The 15,531-nt window shown below is 47.7% G+C and carries 14 protein-coding genes; 8 read left to right on the plus strand and 6 right to left on the minus strand.

Annotated features, from left to right (window positions below):
• Positions 1-178 precede the first annotated feature (178 nt).
• The 3 genes from QUA90_RS12095 to QUA90_RS12105 all read left to right on the plus strand — a co-directional run bounded on the left by QUA90_RS12095 (position 179) and on the right by QUA90_RS12105 (position 3,758).
• Complete coding sequence (locus tag QUA90_RS12095; protein ID WP_333327489.1) at positions 179-1,732, plus strand: NADH-quinone oxidoreductase subunit M; 1,554 nt, start codon at positions 179-181, stop codon at positions 1,730-1,732.
• A gap of 177 nt (positions 1,733-1,909) precedes the next feature.
• Positions 1,910-3,232, plus strand: a complete 1,323-nt coding sequence (locus QUA90_RS12100; protein WP_333327492.1) for a CO2 hydration protein — start codon at positions 1,910-1,912, stop codon at positions 3,230-3,232.
• A 319-nt stretch (positions 3,233-3,551) separates the two neighbouring features.
• Positions 3,552-3,758 carry a hypothetical protein gene (locus QUA90_RS12105; RefSeq protein WP_172190588.1) on the plus strand — a complete coding sequence of 69 codons (207 nt, stop codon included), beginning with the start codon at positions 3,552-3,554 and terminating at the stop codon, positions 3,756-3,758.
• Here QUA90_RS12105 and QUA90_RS12110 read toward each other — a convergent pair.
• From QUA90_RS12110 to QUA90_RS12120, 3 genes are all read right to left on the minus strand, one after another.
• Positions 3,755-3,973 carry a type II toxin-antitoxin system HicB family antitoxin gene (locus QUA90_RS12110; protein ID WP_333078499.1) on the minus strand — a complete coding sequence of 73 codons (219 nt, stop codon included), beginning with the start codon at positions 3,971-3,973 and terminating at the stop codon, positions 3,755-3,757. The two genes, QUA90_RS12105 and QUA90_RS12110, sit on opposite strands and share 4 nt — an antisense overlap.
• Complete coding sequence (locus QUA90_RS12115; protein ID WP_333078501.1) at positions 3,970-4,191, minus strand: type II toxin-antitoxin system HicA family toxin; 222 nt, start codon at positions 4,189-4,191, stop codon at positions 3,970-3,972. The genes QUA90_RS12110 and QUA90_RS12115 overlap by 4 nt, the downstream gene beginning before the upstream one ends.
• Before the next feature lie 98 nt (positions 4,192-4,289).
• Entirely contained in the window at positions 4,290-4,760 is a 471-nt protein-coding gene (locus tag QUA90_RS12120) for a hypothetical protein (protein WP_333445678.1), read from the minus strand.
• Positions 4,761-4,941: 181 nt separating this feature from the next.
• Between QUA90_RS12120 and QUA90_RS12125 the strand changes: the two genes are divergently transcribed.
• From QUA90_RS12125 to QUA90_RS12135, 3 genes are all read left to right on the plus strand, one after another.
• On the plus strand, positions 4,942-5,154 hold the full coding sequence (locus QUA90_RS12125) for a helix-turn-helix domain-containing protein (RefSeq protein WP_006631307.1): 213 nt from the start codon (positions 4,942-4,944) through the stop codon (positions 5,152-5,154).
• Between the two features lie 155 nt (positions 5,155-5,309).
• A complete protein-coding gene (locus QUA90_RS12130) occupies positions 5,310-5,504 on the plus strand; it encodes a hypothetical protein (RefSeq protein WP_236506337.1) in 195 nt (64 codons plus the stop codon).
• 151 nt (positions 5,505-5,655) lie between these two features.
• Positions 5,656-5,850 (plus strand): hypothetical protein, encoded by a 195-nt coding sequence (locus tag QUA90_RS12135; protein WP_333055355.1) that lies wholly within the window; start codon positions 5,656-5,658, stop codon positions 5,848-5,850.
• Between the two features lie 230 nt (positions 5,851-6,080).
• Here the strand turns inward: QUA90_RS12135 and QUA90_RS12140 are convergent, their stop codons facing one another.
• The 3 genes from QUA90_RS12140 to psaA all read right to left on the minus strand — a co-directional run bounded on the left by QUA90_RS12140 (position 6,081) and on the right by psaA (position 11,780).
• Entirely contained in the window at positions 6,081-6,620 is a 540-nt protein-coding gene (locus QUA90_RS12140) for a cold shock domain-containing protein (RefSeq protein WP_333445680.1), read from the minus strand.
• Positions 6,621-7,146: 526 nt separating this feature from the next.
• Entirely contained in the window at positions 7,147-9,375 is a 2,229-nt protein-coding gene (gene psaB / locus QUA90_RS12145; RefSeq protein ID WP_333057331.1) for a photosystem I core protein PsaB, read from the minus strand.
• Between the two features lie 110 nt (positions 9,376-9,485).
• Positions 9,486-11,780 (minus strand): photosystem I core protein PsaA, encoded by a 2,295-nt coding sequence (gene psaA, locus QUA90_RS12150; protein ID WP_333322590.1) that lies wholly within the window; start codon positions 11,778-11,780, stop codon positions 9,486-9,488.
• Between the two features lie 644 nt (positions 11,781-12,424).
• Between psaA and QUA90_RS12155 the strand changes: the two genes are divergently transcribed.
• Positions 12,425-14,119 (plus strand): hypothetical protein, encoded by a 1,695-nt coding sequence (locus tag QUA90_RS12155; protein WP_333445682.1) that lies wholly within the window; start codon positions 12,425-12,427, stop codon positions 14,117-14,119.
• A gap of 78 nt (positions 14,120-14,197) precedes the next feature.
• Positions 14,198-15,166, plus strand: coding sequence for an arsenosugar biosynthesis arsenite methyltransferase ArsM (gene arsM, locus QUA90_RS12160; RefSeq protein ID WP_333322594.1), 969 nt, complete (start codon positions 14,198-14,200; stop codon positions 15,164-15,166).
• Positions 15,167-15,531: the final 365 nt, after the last annotated feature.

Below are 15,531 nucleotides of genomic sequence, written 5' to 3' on the forward strand. Positions count from 1 at the left end.
AGGAAAAAGTAACATTTAAACTCTCAAGTTATCAAATCATAAAAGCGTGCTAAATTGAGAGTTAATATCAAATAAGTTAGCATCGGAATAGTAAATTCGAGTTAACTGTCAACCGTCAACCGTCAACAATTATTCCGGTGCAACCGGAATTGATATTACTCTTCACTCTTCACACATTATGCTTAGTGCCTTGCTCTGGTTGCCCGCCTTGGGCGCTGCGGTAGTCGGGTTCCTGCCCGGAAATATCAATGGGATGCGTCTGCGTTCAATAGCCTCGGCTTTTGCGGCAGCTATTTTCATTTTGAATATCTGGCTGTTGACTCAATTCGATCCAGCAAATTCGGGACTGCAATTTCAAGAATATTTACCTTGGATTCCACAATTAGGTTTGAGCTACAACTTGGGCATTGACGGCTTGTCCTTGCCTCTGCTGGTTTTAAGTGCTTTGCTGACGCTATTAGTCATTTACGGCACTGGCGAAAAGATGGAGCGCCCCCAGCTTTACTACGCTTTGATTTTGCTAATCAATGCTGGTATTGCCGGAGCTTTGATGTCTCAAAATTTGCTGCTGTTTGTACTGTTTTACGAAGTAGAATTAATTCCTTTTTACCTGTTGATTGCGATTTGGGGCGGAAAGCAGCGGGAATACGCTGCCATGAAGTTTTTGATCTACACGGCAGTTTCGGGACTTTTAGTGCTAGCAGCATTTTTGGGTGTGGCTTGGCTGAGCGGTTCTTTAAATTTCGATTACAGTGCAATTACCACTCAAGAATTGCCGAGAAATGTGCAGTTAATCCTGCTAACAATTTTGCTAATTGGGTTGGGAATTAAAATTCCCTTGGTGCCGCTGCACACTTGGCTACCGGATGCTTACGTCGAAGCTTCGCCAGCAACAGCAATTTTGCTGGGAGGGATTCTGGCGAAGTTGGGAACTTACGGTTTAGTACGGTTCGGCTTGCAAATGTTTCCCGAAACTTGGTCGATTATAGCTCCCGTTTTAGCGATTATTGGGACGGTGAGCGTGATGTACGGTGCTTTGAGCGCGATCGCCCAAAAAGACATCAAGCGCATGGTAGCCTATAGTTCGATCGGGCATATGGGCTACATCCTCGTTGCCTGCGCCGCGGGTACGAAGTTGGCATTAATCGGTGCAGTCGGGCAAATGGTAAGCCACGGCTTAATTTTAGCTTTGCTATTTTATTTGGTAGGCATCATCGAAACCAAAGTTGGCACGCGGGATTTGGACGTACTCAACGGTTTGATGAACCCGATGCGGGGTTTACCCACTGCCAGTTCTCTGTTAGTTTTGGGCGGCATGGCAAGCGCCGGCATTCCGGGTTTGGTGGGTTTTATTGCAGAATTTTTAGTGTTTCAAGGCAGTTTCTCTATCTTTCCAATTCCAACTTTACTCTGCATTTTAGCATCGGGTTTAACAGCAGTTTACTTTGTGATTCTGCTCAACCGCACCTGTTTTGGGAAGTTGGACAATGCCACGGCTTACTACCCTCCAGTTACGTTTGCTGAAAATATGCCGGCGCTGGTTTTGGCGGGCATCATTTTTGTGTTGGGAATTCAACCTGCTTGGCTGCTCAAGTGGAGCGAATCTACTACAAATGCGATCGTGGCTACTCTGCCGGCGGACAGAAATACCCAAGTTGCTATTAGCTATCCCGTAGAGCACTCGGATATGGAAATCGCGTCTACACAAACGAAGTCCGCCTCTGCAGACTAAGCATCTACTCGTTTCCAGGCAGAGCCTGGAAACGCAGATCCAGAGGCTCTGCCTCCAATTTTCCGGCTCGCCGGCCTGGATATCGGTTCCCAAGCAGAGCCGGAAAACCAGTTAAAGAATCGCAGCTTTTTGCAATAATTCAAAATATTTAGATTCACTCCATCAAAGGAAGAAACAATGGTACAAACCCCTAATAAACCAGCAACTAAACTACCTCCTTCCAAACACGAATTTGCCGAAGTAATTCACAGGCTAGAAGCTGGCGGTGCGATGATTCCAGATACGCCGGAAAATCTGATGCAAATCATCGCTATTTGGAAAGCTTACGCGGTGCCGATGGACTTTTACTGGCGGGACTTGCTTTACATCGCCGAACGGGTATTTTTACACCCGCTTCCTTTCTTTAAATACTTTTTACCCCAAGAGTATTTAGATTTACAAAATCACTATGCAGGTGACGGTGCAGATTTGCGGATTTGGCGCGGGACTGGCAGCGTTCACCCGGAACTCTTGGAGTTCATGGAGAAGGGTGAAACTGGTAAACTCCCGCGGCTGTTTCACCATTTGTGGCACGATCGCATTAACATGGAATTTGCCGAAGAGTGCATGAGGTCAATGCTTTGGCACCGGGGCTTGTACGTGCCTACCAATCAATTCGATCCTTATTTGGACAGTGACGAATATAAGGCTAATGCCGATCGGGCCATTAAAGCTTACTTCAAAAAAGACCCGTTCATGCTGGCACTTCACAAAGCATTTCCCGAAATGTTTTTAGAACAGTGCCGCCAAATGTCTTATTACAGCAATCTCGGTTTATTCTGGGAAGTCATGGCTCCGGTGTTTTTTGAGGTTTCCGACTTGTACGACGAAGGGAAAATTACGACAGTCCCGCAGGCGATGGATTTCCTAGTAAATGGCATATTTGCGATCGCCGGACGCCCGATTTACCACCACGTTCAAATCGACGGCGAAACCTACGAAATCATCCCCAAATCTAAGGGTTTCACTTGGCTTTATGAAGCAGCGTTACCTTACGTGGAAGCTGTATTTTATCGCACTTCACCGTTCCGAGGAACCAAATCTTACAATGCTCAAGCTAAGGAAGTTCCTGACGACCAAAAAGACTTCCACTACGGAGTTTTGTATGCAGACAAATTCCCGGTAGGTACGGCGGGGATTCCGCCGACTTTGCTAGCACAAGATATGCTGCATTTCCTGCCGCCTTATTTGATGGATTTCTACAAACAGCGCTGTCGCGGCGAAGATGATATTCTCAATCAAATTGGAGTGACCTTTCAGCGATCGATGTACTGCGTTACTTCGGCAGTGTTTCAAGCGTTGCGGACGGCTCTTTTGTATCCTTTGGATGACCCCAATCCGAAGCATTTGAAGGCAAATAGGGCATTCTTTGAGGCTCAGCTTGATCGCTTCTGTCGCCCGGAATACGGTATGAAATATGCTGCGAAGCTCAAGAATATTCAGACTTCGGATTATAGGTAGTCATCGCGCATTGGGAATGGGGCATCGGGCATCGGGAATTTGTTATTGCAAAAACTCCTAAGCTGTTCGGCATTTAAAAGACGATAGTAGGGTGCGTCAGTACAGAAGTGTTTCCCGCATCCTTCGCGTAAGTGTTCACTCTTGACGCACCCTACAAGCCTCGTTAGTGGTTTAAATGCGTGACAGCTTAATGATTACCGATTACTAGGCCCCATCCGATTTTAGATTAAAATTACCAATTGATCTAAAATCTAAAATGTAAAATTGTCCAATATCCAATGCCCGATGCCCGATACCCTATGCCCCTTCCCCAATAACTATGGACAGCAAAGATCTAGCCAAATATATCGAAGCAAAGGACGGGATTTCCAAACCTTGGCTGTTGGTGCAACTGCGGCTGAAAAAATTGCAAGAAAGGCGCTCGGAGATTTCTGCTGAAGAGTATATGACAGAACTTACTGACCTTCACAAAGATTTAATGAATCTGGGGGAATGGTGGCTGGGAATCGAAGATGAGGTTTTCTAGGCGATTTGAAGAATGCTAGGTGCGGGGATGGGTTCACCTTCTTCCTGCCAAGCTTCTAGATACATTTCGAGCACTTCTTCGCCATGTCGGATGGCTTCTTCGCGGGTTTGGCCGTGGGTACAGGGCATGACCACGCGCTCGGCAAACTCTGGAATCGTCACGAGGAAAAGTTGATCCTCGTCAGACCATTGGACGATCATACTGTATCGATTCATGAATCTTCCTCCTTTAACTCGTCGAGTTCGGCTAACAATATTGCCAACTGCTTCTCTAAATAGCGTGGCACATCATCTCCGTCTTTGCCTGGAATTGTTAATGTCTTCCCAATCAAAGGATGCTGCCATCTCTCATGGCTGCCTTTTCCGCGTTTTGGCAAATAAATAAAGCCCTCACGGGTAATCTGAGCTTTTAACTCGCGAATTTTTCTAGGCATGGTGATTGTCCATTTTCTACCTCCATTTTCTCACTTAGCCATTTATTTTAATTTTTCCTTTGTCCATTCTCGCAGTTGCTCGTCGGGGCGATCGCACTTTAAAATTTCTCCATCAAATCTTTTTCTTGGGCATAGACATCTCGTAGCTGTTGCAGCGCGGCCCCAGAAATGACCGATTTAATAGTAGCCACCAATTGGCCCCACTCTAGCAAGCTGTCAACTGAAACAGCTTTTTTGAACTTGTACGTGTAGAATTTCGTCCAAAATGCTGGTGCTTGCTTGCTTTTCCAGCGTTTGTACCATCTGCCAAAATCTTGAAGTGCGATCGGCTGTACTTGTAAAATAGGAGGAAAATCGGCGTAGCTAACAAAGCGGCTGATTCCTTTAGCGTGAACGTAAACCATGTAGCGACAGCATTCTATGCGGTAAATCTCCTCTGCTGAGATATTGAACAGGATTGCAACTGTTTCTTCGGTAACGAATCTCGCCAGCGGATGCAGGATTGGCGATTTGTGAATTATTCTCGATTCTGCGATCGTTCGCGATTTTGCCGGAGTTTCTGATATCATGGCTAGTACACCTCTGGATATGGTTAGTAGACTTCTGGATATGGCAAATGCACTTTTTGATAGAAAGAAATAATCTGTCCAGATTAGGTTTTACAGACGATCGCCCTTTAGTTTTCCAGGCCGGGGGGCGATCGCTCTTTACATATAAAATTGTACGACGCAATTGCATCAACTGTCAAGCATGGGTTTAGTCAGGCTAAAAATTAGGGAACTAGCGGCGGAGAAGGGCTGGACGCTTAAGGAAGTATCCGATCGTTCCGGGGTAATTTATAGCACTGTCAGAAGCTATGCTCGTCGTCCTGAAATGGCAATGGTTGACTTTACTTGCCTGCGGAAGTTAGCTCGGACTTTTGATGTGATGATTGAGGATTTGGTTGAGGTTTTGGAGGAATAGGTCGATCGCCCTTAAGTTGTCTAGACCGGGGGCGATCGCTTTTTTGTATTTTTTACACTATAGCATGATTAACTGTAGTTAGTCAAACATTATTGTAGTTAATTGGATTGAGGATGGTAACATCAAGGAAAGTTATTAATCGTTGATTATTATTCGTGGCAAAAACTAATACGGCGATCGCGGTCAGTTCCGTGATTAAGGAAGTCATTCAAAAACAAGCCCAAGCGACCCGACTAACTCAGAAGGAAGTCGTGTACTTGGGAATGCTGGCAATTGATGCACTCGATAAGGAAAGCCGCCAAGAATTGGCTGACAAGGTGCATCAGATGCAGGTCAATGGCGAGATTTGAGGGGAAAAGGTCGATCGGCCTTTCCACGTTTCCACTATAAACCCTAGTGTTTCATCTTGTAAAGACGCGCTTAAGCATTTTGCATCGCAGATAAAAGCTCAGCTTTAAGGTGCTAAGATTTAGTCAAAGTTGTTAATCTCCCGTTACCTTTGTGACTAGAGCCAGTACCGCCATTGGGGTTAGCCCCATAATTAAGGAACTTGTGCAGAAAAAGGCGCTAGCAACCCGGCTAACGCTGAAGGAAATTATCTATGTCGGGATGCTGGCGATCGACGAGTTGGACGAAAAGCGCCTGCAAGAGTTGGCTGATAAGGTGCATCAGATGCAGGTGAAGGGCGAGATTTGAGGGGATGAGAAAAACCAGGTCAACAGTTCAGCTTTACGGCTAATCACTGTGCAAGAATTTCACAATGAAGCAAACATGAGAAAGAGGTTTATTCAGATTATCTAGATGGCCATTAATTTCATCATCAAGTAAGACAACAGATTTTAAACTCGCCTATTCTCTTAACTTTTGGCATTGATTCTTCATTCGGCTATAGGTTCTGGTGCAGCGCGGTTGTTGAGATGCTGTGGCTACCTCGGTGCTTTACGCCAACCATTTGTGATCGCCTCTGACTCTGTGCAAAACCATCTCTCACCCCTAGCTGGATCGATAACTGTTGATTCGTAATCTTCCATGCTTGGAAGGTGATAAACCTTATTGCCTGTATCGATCGAGATGTTGCCTTTGATAGTACATCCTGGTTTTGCGATCGATGTAATTGGAGAGAAAGAATGACTACGACTCAACTGGATTGTAAAAAGCACAATGACAGCCAGAATCCCAATACCAAAAACTGTTTTGAGTACACCGCGTTTCTGTGGTTTCTGCTTTTTTGGCTGATGTCCAGGTGCAACACCTTGAGTTGATGCTCTAGTGGCACGTACTTTCCCCTCTGTTTCAGCAACTGGATCGTACAAAATCGTATCTCCGACTTTTGGGCGACGACTTGCTTCCTTCAGCGCACTGATATGCAAGAAAACTTCTTTACTGCCATCATCCGGTTTAATGAAGCCAAACCCCCGATCGTCTTTCCAGGTTGTCAGTTGCCCTTTATTCAGAACAGGTTTCATAAAATTGAACTTTTATTCCTGCTTAACAGACTCAGCCAATCGCTTCGCATTCTCTCGCCGATGAACATTAATCGGACTGTTGCGAATATCAGCTTCTACCATAGCCATTAGTTCATCTCTACTGAGAGTTTAGAGCCTCAAGCCGTTGACAGACACCTAGAATATTTCTCATACTCTTTTGGATTACTTCACGATCAGCGAGTTTGGGTGTTTCACTCATGGCAGGTAAAAATCTCTTTTGGCTTCCCGGATCGTGACTTCGCATCGCCGTCAACTTGTGCTTTCTCAATCCTTTGAGCTACTAAATTCAGCATAGCAGAAAAAGCTGTTGGCTGTGATTGAGAAATCCGCAGCAGCAATGTGTAAAAGCGAGAGTAAGGATTTGTTAATAGTGGCTATTTTTTCCTGGTGTAACTTCGCTATAAAAAAATATTCTTCACTCTGCATCCTCAACCAACATATAAAAAAAATCCCCCGCCAGAAGGCAGGGGATTTCATTTAATTACCTAGAAACCAGAGTTCAGAGTTACCCGAATTTCCCGGCTGTCGAGGCAATTACAAAGGCCGCGTAAGTGAGGACGTTGCCCACAGTAAAGTGAACTAAGCCAACCAAACGACCTTGGACGATCGACAAAGCAACAGGCTTGTCTTTCCAGCGAACCAAGTTAGCCAAAGGAGTGCGCTCGTGAGCCCAAACCAAAGTCTCGATCAACTCTTGCCAGTAACCTCTCCAAGAGATCAGGAACATGAAACCAGTTGCCCAAACAAGGTGTCCGAATAAGAACATCCAAGCCCAGACTGACAAGTTGTTAGTACCATACGGGTTGTAACCGTTGATCAACTGAGAAGAATACAGCCAGAGGTAATCGCGGAACCAGCCCATCAGGTAGGTAGAAGACTCATTGAACTGAGCCACGTTACCTTGCCAGATGCCCAGGTGCTTCCAGTGCCAGTAGAACGTTACCCAAGCTAGGGTGTTCAACATCCAGAATACAGACAGGTACATGGCGTCCCAAGCAGAGATGTCGCAAGTACCGCCACGGCCGGGGCCGTCGCAAGGGAAAGCATAACCGAAGTCTTTTTTGTCCGGCATCAGCTTAGAACCGCGTGCATCCAGAGCGCCCTTGACCAAGATCAAGGTGGTGGTGTGCAAGCCTAGTGCGATCGCGTGGTGAACCAAGAAATCGCCAGGTCCGATCGCCAAGAACAGAGAATTAGTACCGCTGTTAATCGCATCCAACCAGCCTGGGAGCCATACGTTGCCGTAGTTGGGCCAAGCGGTAGAAGCAATGCTGTCGGGGTTAGACAACAGCACGTCCATGCCGTAGAGAGCTTTGCCGTGAGCAGCTTGGATGAACTGTGCGAACACTGGTTCAATCAAGATTTGCTTTTCAGGAGTTCCGAAAGCGACTACAACGTCATTGTGAACGTACAAGCCGAGAGTGTGGAAGCCCAAGAACAGCGACACCCAGCTCAAGTGAGAGATAATCGCTTCTTTGTGCTGCAACACGCGATCGAGCACGTTGCCTTTGTTTGCTTCAGGATCGTAGTCCCGCACCAAGAAGATAGCTCCGTGGGCGAAAGCGCCGACCATGATGAATCCAGCGATGTACTGGTGGTGGGTGTAAAGCGCAGCCTGAGTCGTGAAGTCCTTACCTATAAAAGCGTAGGGAGGCATCGCGTACATATGCTGTGCTACCAAGGAGGTAATTACGCCCAAAGCAGCGAGGTGAAATGCCAGTTGGAAGTGCAGCGAGTTGTTGTAGGTTTCATACAAGCCTTGGTGAGGCAAGTTGAACTGTCCTTCACTCTTGCCGCCGACCAAACCAGCCTTAGAATCCAACATCTCTTTGATGCTGTGACCGATACCGAAGTTAGTCCGGTACATATGACCGGCAACGATAAACAGAACTGCGATCGCCAAGTGGTGGTGAGCAATGTCTGTCAGCCACAGGGATTCTGTTTGAGGGTGGAAGCCACCCAAGAAAGTCAGAATTGCGGTTCCAGCGCCTTCGGAAGTACCGAAGACATGGTTCGCTGCATCTGGATTCTCGGCGTATACGCCCCAGTTACCACTGAAGAACGGAGCCAAACCAGCCGGGTGAGGCGGGGTAGACAGGAAGTTGTCCCAACCTACGTGCTGTCCGCGAGATTCGGGGATAGCAACGTGAACCATGTGACCAGTCCAAGCCAAAGAGCTGACACCGAACAAACCAGCCAAGTGGTGGTTGAGGCGAGATTCAGCATTTTTGAACCAAGACAAGCTGGGGCGGTACTTGGGTTGGAGGTGCAACCAACCTGCGAACAGGAATACAGCGGCCAGTAGTAGCAAGAAGATAGCTCCTTGATACAGGTCGGCGTTTGTCCGAATCCCTTGGGTGAACCACCAATGGTAGACACCGGAGTAAGAGATATCCACCGGGTTAGAAGCGCCCCCTTGAGTGAAAGCTTCTACTGCAGGAGCGCCGAATTGCGGGTCCCAAATCGCGTGAGCGATCGGGCGGACGTTTAGAGGGTCTTTAATCCACTGTTCAAAGTTACCTTGCCATGCTACGTGGAACAGGCTGCCCGAAGTCCACAAGAAAATGATTGCTAGGTGGCCGAAGTGAGAAGCAAAAATCTTTTGGTAAAGATTTTCTTCGGTCATGCCATCGTGGCTTTCAAAGTCGTGTGCTGTGGCAATCCCGTACCAGATCCGCCGTGTGGTCGGGTCTTGGGCAAGGTCTTGGCTAAATTTTGGAAATTTCGTTGCCATAAGCCTTGATTAATCCTGAATCCTGAACAAAATTGAAGGGATTCGGTTCGGAGTTTGGATTCTCGATTTGAGATTCCTCCCAAATCGAGAATCCAAAACCTAGGGGTAGTTTACCCTACCGAAATGATTCGCGCTAGGAAAAATGCCCACGTAGTGACAATTCCTCCTAGGAGGTAGTGAGCTACACCCACAGCCCGACCCTGAATAATGCTCAGAGCGCGAGGCTGAATCGACGGAGCTACCTTGAGCTTGTTGTGAGCCCAAACAATCGACTCAATCAGTTCTTGCCAGTAGCCGCGGCCGCTGAACAGGAACATCAAGCTGAAGGCGAATACGAAGTGTCCAGCTAGGAACATCAGACCGTAGGCCGACAGTGCCGAACCGTAGGACTGAATCACCTGAGAAGCTTGCGCCCAAAGGAAGTCCCGCAGCCAGCCGTTAATCGTGATCGCACTTTGTGCGAAGTTGCCACCGGTAATGTGAGAAATTGTGCCGTCTGGCGATACTGTTCCCCACACGTCCGACTGCATTTTCCAGCTAAAGTGGAAAATCACGATCGAGATGCAGTTGTACATCCAGAACAAGCCTAGGAACACGTGATCCCAACCAGAAACTTGGCAGGTACCGCCACGGCCGGGGCCGTCGCAAGGGAACCGGAAGCCCAAGTTGCCTTTGTCAGGAACCAAGCGAGAACTGCGTGCAAACAACACGCCTTTCAAAAGAATCAGGACTGTAACGTGAATGGTGAAAGCGTGGATGTGGTGGATCATGAAATCCGCCGTACCCAACTCGATCGGCATCATCGCTACTTTGCCGGCGACTACTACTGCACCGCCGCCAAAAGCGTGGCTAACGATTTCCGTAGCATTAGGCGCTGTTGTGCCCGGAGCCAAAGCGTGGATGTTTTGCACCCACTGGGCAAATATCGGACGCAACTGAATCCCGGTATCCGAGAACAAATCTTGAGGACGACCGAAAGCGCGCATCGTGTCGTTGTGAACGTACAGACCGAAGCTGTGGAAGCCCAAGAATATACAAACCCAGTTCAGGTGGGAAATGATCGCATCTCTATGACGGATCACGCGATCCAACAAGTTGTTGACATTTCCAGCGGGATCGTAATCCCGAACCATGAAGATTGCTCCGTGAGCGGCTGCTCCAACAATCAGGAATCCGCCAATCCACATGTGGTGGGTGAAGATGGACAACTGAGTCGGGTAGTCCGTCGCGATGTACGGATACGGAGGCATCGCGTACATGTGTTGGGCGACGATGATGCTCAGAGAGCCCATCAGTGCCAAGTTAATCGACAGTTGCGCGTGCCAAGAATTAGTCAGGATTTCGTAGAGACCTTTGTGACCTTCACCAGTGAAGGGGCCTTTGTGGTTCTCTAGGATTTCTTTCATGCTGTGGCCGATGCCCCAGTTCGTGCGGTACATATGACCAGCAACGATGAACAGCACTGCCAAAGCTAAGTGGTGGTGTGCTGTATCAGTCAGCCACAAACCGCCTGTGGTCGGGTTCAGACCGCCTTTGAAGGTCAGGAAGTCTGTGTATGCGCCCCAGTTGAGGGTGAAGAAGGGGGTTAAACCTTTAGCGAAACTCGGGTAGATGTCAGCCATCAAGCCCGGTGTCAAAATCCACTCGTGCGGCAGAGGGATGTCAGCAACTGTTTTGATCAGCTTGCCGCCGACTGTCAGCGGTGAACCTGCATCGATCGCGTCCATGCAAGCATTGATCGGCAGAGCAACGTGAATTTGTTGTCCTGCGAAGCCCAAGCACCCGCAGCCTAACAAAACTGCCAAGTGGTGGTTCATCATCGATTCCACGTTCTGGAACCATTCCAGTTTCGGAGCGCGGACGTGATAGTGGAACCAACCGGCAAACAGCATCAAAGCTGCCATTACCAGGGCGCCGATCGCAGTGCAATATAGCTGGTATGAGTTAGTGATGCCGTTGGCGCGCCACAATTGGAATAGACCAGAGGTGATCTGAATCCCGTGAAAGCCGCCGCCTACATCTGCATTTAAAATTTCTTGACCAAAAATCGGCCAGACCACTTGAGCGCTGGGCTTGATGGCTGTAGGATTTGTCAGCCAAGCTTCGTAATTGGAAAATTTAGCGCCGTGGAAATATGCGCCACTCAACCATACGAAGATTACTGCCAAGTGGCCGAAGTGAGCGCTAAAGATTTTGCGCGAAACGTCTTCTAAGTCACTTGTATGACTGTCAAAGTCGTGAGCGTTAGCGTGGAGGTTCCAAATCCAAGTGGTGGTTTTTGGCCCCTTAGCTAGAGTGCGATCAAAATGACCGGGTTTTGACCACTTCTCGAAAGAAGTTGGAACCGGATTTTTATCGACTACTACCCTAGCTTTTACCTCTCGCTCTGGAGGACTAATGGTCATGAAGACTCTCCTCTCGGTAAGACAAGGAACGAGAACTGAACACTGTACCGGACACTCCCCACGCTTGATTAGGCGGGGGATTCTCGAAAAAGCCGACACTTCACTGCACTTTACTCTTTGCAGAGCTAGACGCAGTTGCATCGTCTCCCCAAGCATTTTGCTTCTGTGAAGAAGCCAGTTTCCCAGTGTCGCTAACAATGTGACTGGGTACTGCTAACTCTTCTCGCTATCTGGAGTCGCCGATCGCCTCCTTGATTCAGACTTGATCCGGCTGCTCCTTTTGAGGGAGTTTTATGAATTATAAGCTTGCTAGAGGAGTATTAATCGCTTGTTAACAATACTTAAAAAACGCTCAATTCTTGATGTAATAACGCCTTTAAATCCCACAGTCCCTCGAAAAAGTCAAGGGGTACTGCCATTAACTTTACAAAACTCAAAGATAAGGTAATTTAGGAATACTCATTTGTAGATATATGTTTTGGAAAAAGGCTGCAGCAATTAAGAGTGGGAGAGCATGGGTTGCCCGCTGCTGCCTCAATCCGGGTTCCTACGCGGCTTGGGAATTCCAAAGCCGACAATTCCCCAATACTAAATTCATTTTTGGGCTATAGTTCCCTATGAGAAGGCTTCTAGGAGTATGTTGCGTGATTGGGATCAATTGGCACAGAACGGTTGCGGGCAGGCTGCTGGCATTGTTCGCAGTAGCAGTATTAATTGTGGGTTTAGCAAGTTGTGGCGCGGGTCATCCCGAATTGCCAAAATCAGGGAACAAGAGCGGCTCAGCTACCGCCCCAGTAAACAGAATCTCAGAGGTTTCTCCCCCAGAAGCCATTCAACAACTGCGTCAGGCTCTAGAAATCTACCAGCCTCAAATTAGTATTTTGAATCCAAAACCTGACGAAGTGCTTCAAGATATAAATGTGTCTGTTGAGTTCCAAGTTAAGGACTTGCCCATTTTCAAAGAGGCAAACTTGGGTTTGGGCCCACATCTGCAAGTTTTATTAGACAACCAACCTTATGCAGCAGTTTACGATATCAAGCAACCTTTAACGCTCTCCGACTTAGAACCCGGAACCCATACCCTGCAGGTGTTCGCCGCTCGCCCTTGGGAAGAAAGCTTTAAAAACCAAGGTGCCGTGGCTCAAACCACCTTTCACGTTTTTACCAAAACAGACGATAATAATCCCGATCGAACATTGCCCCTATTAACGTACAACAGTCCCCAAGGCAGCTACGGGGCAGAGCCCATCCTGCTCGACTTTTACTTGACAAATGCCCCCCCGCACGAAGTGGCGCAAGAAAATTCCCAAGATGAAATACTCGATTGGAAAATTCGAGCCACAGTCAACGGTCAAAGCTTTGCGATCGACCAGTGGCAACCTATATATCTTAAAGGATTCAAACCAGGGAAAAACTGGGTACAGCTAGAATTAATTGACGAACGGGGAAATATCGTCAAAAACGCCTTTAATAATACAGTCAGACTGATAAATTTCCAACCGCTCGGTCAAGATCCTCTTTCAAAATTAGTGCGGGGCGAACTAACAACAGCAGAAACTCGCGCTATAGTCGATCGCACCTACCAAGCCCCCGCTCCCACACCAACCCCAACCCCCGAACCGACACCGACACCTGCATTAGAAAAAACACCAGTTGTCCAACCCTCACCAGCGGTTCCAGAAACTCCTGTTACCCAACCGAGTTTAGAGCCAACAGTCGCTCCCGAAGTTGCTCCCATTCAAGTAATAGAACCGACACCGACAGCAACCCCCCAACTCGAAGCCCCGAAAATTGTAGAACCAATTCAAGTAATAGAACCGACACCGACAGCAACCCCCCAACTCGAAGCGCCGAAAATTGTAGAACCAATTCCAGTAATAGAACCGACACCGACAGCAACTCCACCGTTAGAAACCCCTAAAATTGTAGAACCAATTCCAGTAATAGAACCGACACCGACAGCAACTCCCCAGTTAGAAACCCCCAAAGTTGTTGCACCCGTTAAAATAATAGAACCGATCCCAACAGCATCTCCCCAAACAAAAAAACAGGAATATAAAGGATACTACAATCGGTTCCGCAACTTCCTGCGTCAAGAACCCCAACCTGTTAATCCTTCAGAGCCACCAACCCTGCCAGAAATAACAGGAAAAGCTCCAGTACCAAAAGTAGTTGCTCCCGCGATACCAGAACAGTCTCCCAATCTTGTACCGCCAACGCCACCAGTGGCCGCTGAAACTCCTAGCCAGCCAACCAGCGAATTAGCCTCTCCCGAAACAACAGTTTCCCAACCAGAAAATCCGCCAAAATCCGAACAAAAAGTCGAATTTGCCACCTAACAAAAACTTTCTGGGCTTCGTGGCATCGGCGTCCCGCCCGTGTTCCATCTGCGGTTAAAAATTAAAGGACAGTAAAAAATGACCTACCTCGAAACAGCAGCCAAATTCTACAGCGATGTTGCCGAAACACCCCAAATCGGACTTTGCTGCGTCCAAAGCAGTCCCTTGCAATTGCCAGGATTAAAAATTCCCGAACAAATGCAAGAAATGAATTACGGCTGCGGCACAACCGTTCACGCCGCCGAACTTGTAGGCAATCCCTTCGTGCTTTATGTAGGCGTCGGCGGCGGCTTGGAAGCACTACAATTTGCATATTTTTCTAGACACAAAGGAGCGGTTATTGCCGTCGATCCGGTTCCAGCAATGCGAGATGCGGCTGCACGAAACTTACAAATTGCCGCCCACGAAAATGATTGGTTTGATGCTAGTTTTGTAGAAATTATAGAAGGCGATGCTTTTGCGTTGCCAGTGCCGGATGCTTCTGTAGATGTTGTCGCACAAAATTGCTTGTTTAATATTTTTGAACCTGCGGATTTAGCTAAAGCATTAAAAGAGACTTATCGAGTGTTAAAACCGGGTGGCAGATTGTTGATGAGCGATCCGATCGCAACTCGGCCAATTCCGCAGCATTTGAAGCAAGACGAACGCTTGCGGGCCTTGTGTTTGTCGGGCGCTCTGACCTACGCAGAATACGTTCAACACCTTGTAGACGTTGGTTTTGGGCAAGTCGAAGTGCGGGCGCGCCGTCCTTACCGATTGCTGGACAAACACAATTATCAATTGGATGCGGATTTGCTGTTAGAAAGCCTGGATTCGGTGTCTTTCAAAGTGGATGTACCGGATGACGGAGCTTGCATTTTCACTGGCAAGACGGCGATTTATACGGGGTCTGAAGAGCTGTTTGATGACGGGGCAGGCCACGTTTTGCAGCGGGGAGTTCCGGCGGCTGTCTGCGATAAAACTGCTGGGAAGTTGGGGGGATTGATGCCGGATAAGGTGTTAATTACTGATTCGACTTGGCATTATAACGGCGGCGGTTGCTGTTAGATTTATTTCGGAATAATGTGGCTGTAATCTTTGGGGAATAGAGCATTTCTCAAAGAAGTGAGGTGTGGGCGCTTCCTATGCCCTCTTTTCACCTCATGTTAGTGAGCAATGGTATAAGCTGTCGCGCATTTGAATTGTATATTCAGGGCGTGCGGGACGCCCAACCCTACTCCCCACAAGACTTTGATTTTTTTTGACATACAATTTAAAGGCCGCAACAGCTTAGAGGTATCTAATTTTAGACTTCGCCTCAAATTTTCATCAAATTTTTATTTCCCCCTGACATCCTAGCGGGAGAAGGTTCACAACTCTGAAGTAAGGAATAGATTGCTCTTGAGAGGAGTGGCTGTTTTCATCACACTCGT

This window comes from Microcoleus sp. D3_18_C4, assembly GCF_036702355.1.
Classification (GTDB): domain Bacteria; phylum Cyanobacteriota; class Cyanobacteriia; order Cyanobacteriales; family Microcoleaceae; genus Microcoleus.

Excerpts from the sequence above, each read along its gene's own strand:
- QUA90_RS12095 (WP_333327489.1), top strand. The coding sequence starts at position 179 with ATGCTTAGTGCCTTGCTCTGGTTGCCCGCCTTGGGCGCTGCGGTAGTC.
- QUA90_RS12100 (WP_333327492.1), top strand. The coding sequence starts at position 1,910 with ATGGTACAAACCCCTAATAAACCAGCAACTAAACTACCTCCTTCCAAA.
- QUA90_RS12105 (WP_172190588.1), top strand. The coding sequence starts at position 3,552 with ATGGACAGCAAAGATCTAGCCAAATATATCGAAGCAAAGGACGGGATT.
- QUA90_RS12110 (WP_333078499.1), bottom strand. The coding sequence starts at position 3,973 with ATGAATCGATACAGTATGATCGTCCAATGGTCTGACGAGGATCAACTT.
- QUA90_RS12115 (WP_333078501.1), bottom strand. The coding sequence starts at position 4,191 with ATGCCTAGAAAAATTCGCGAGTTAAAAGCTCAGATTACCCGTGAGGGC.
- QUA90_RS12120 (WP_333445678.1), bottom strand. The coding sequence starts at position 4,760 with ATGATATCAGAAACTCCGGCAAAATCGCGAACGATCGCAGAATCGAGA.
- QUA90_RS12125 (WP_006631307.1), top strand. The coding sequence starts at position 4,942 with ATGGGTTTAGTCAGGCTAAAAATTAGGGAACTAGCGGCGGAGAAGGGC.
- QUA90_RS12140 (WP_333445680.1), bottom strand. The coding sequence starts at position 6,620 with ATGAAACCTGTTCTGAATAAAGGGCAACTGACAACCTGGAAAGACGAT.
- psaB (WP_333057331.1), bottom strand. The coding sequence starts at position 9,375 with ATGGCAACGAAATTTCCAAAATTTAGCCAAGACCTTGCCCAAGACCCG.
- psaA (WP_333322590.1), bottom strand. The coding sequence starts at position 11,780 with ATGACCATTAGTCCTCCAGAGCGAGAGGTAAAAGCTAGGGTAGTAGTC.
- arsM (WP_333322594.1), top strand. The coding sequence starts at position 14,198 with ATGACCTACCTCGAAACAGCAGCCAAATTCTACAGCGATGTTGCCGAA.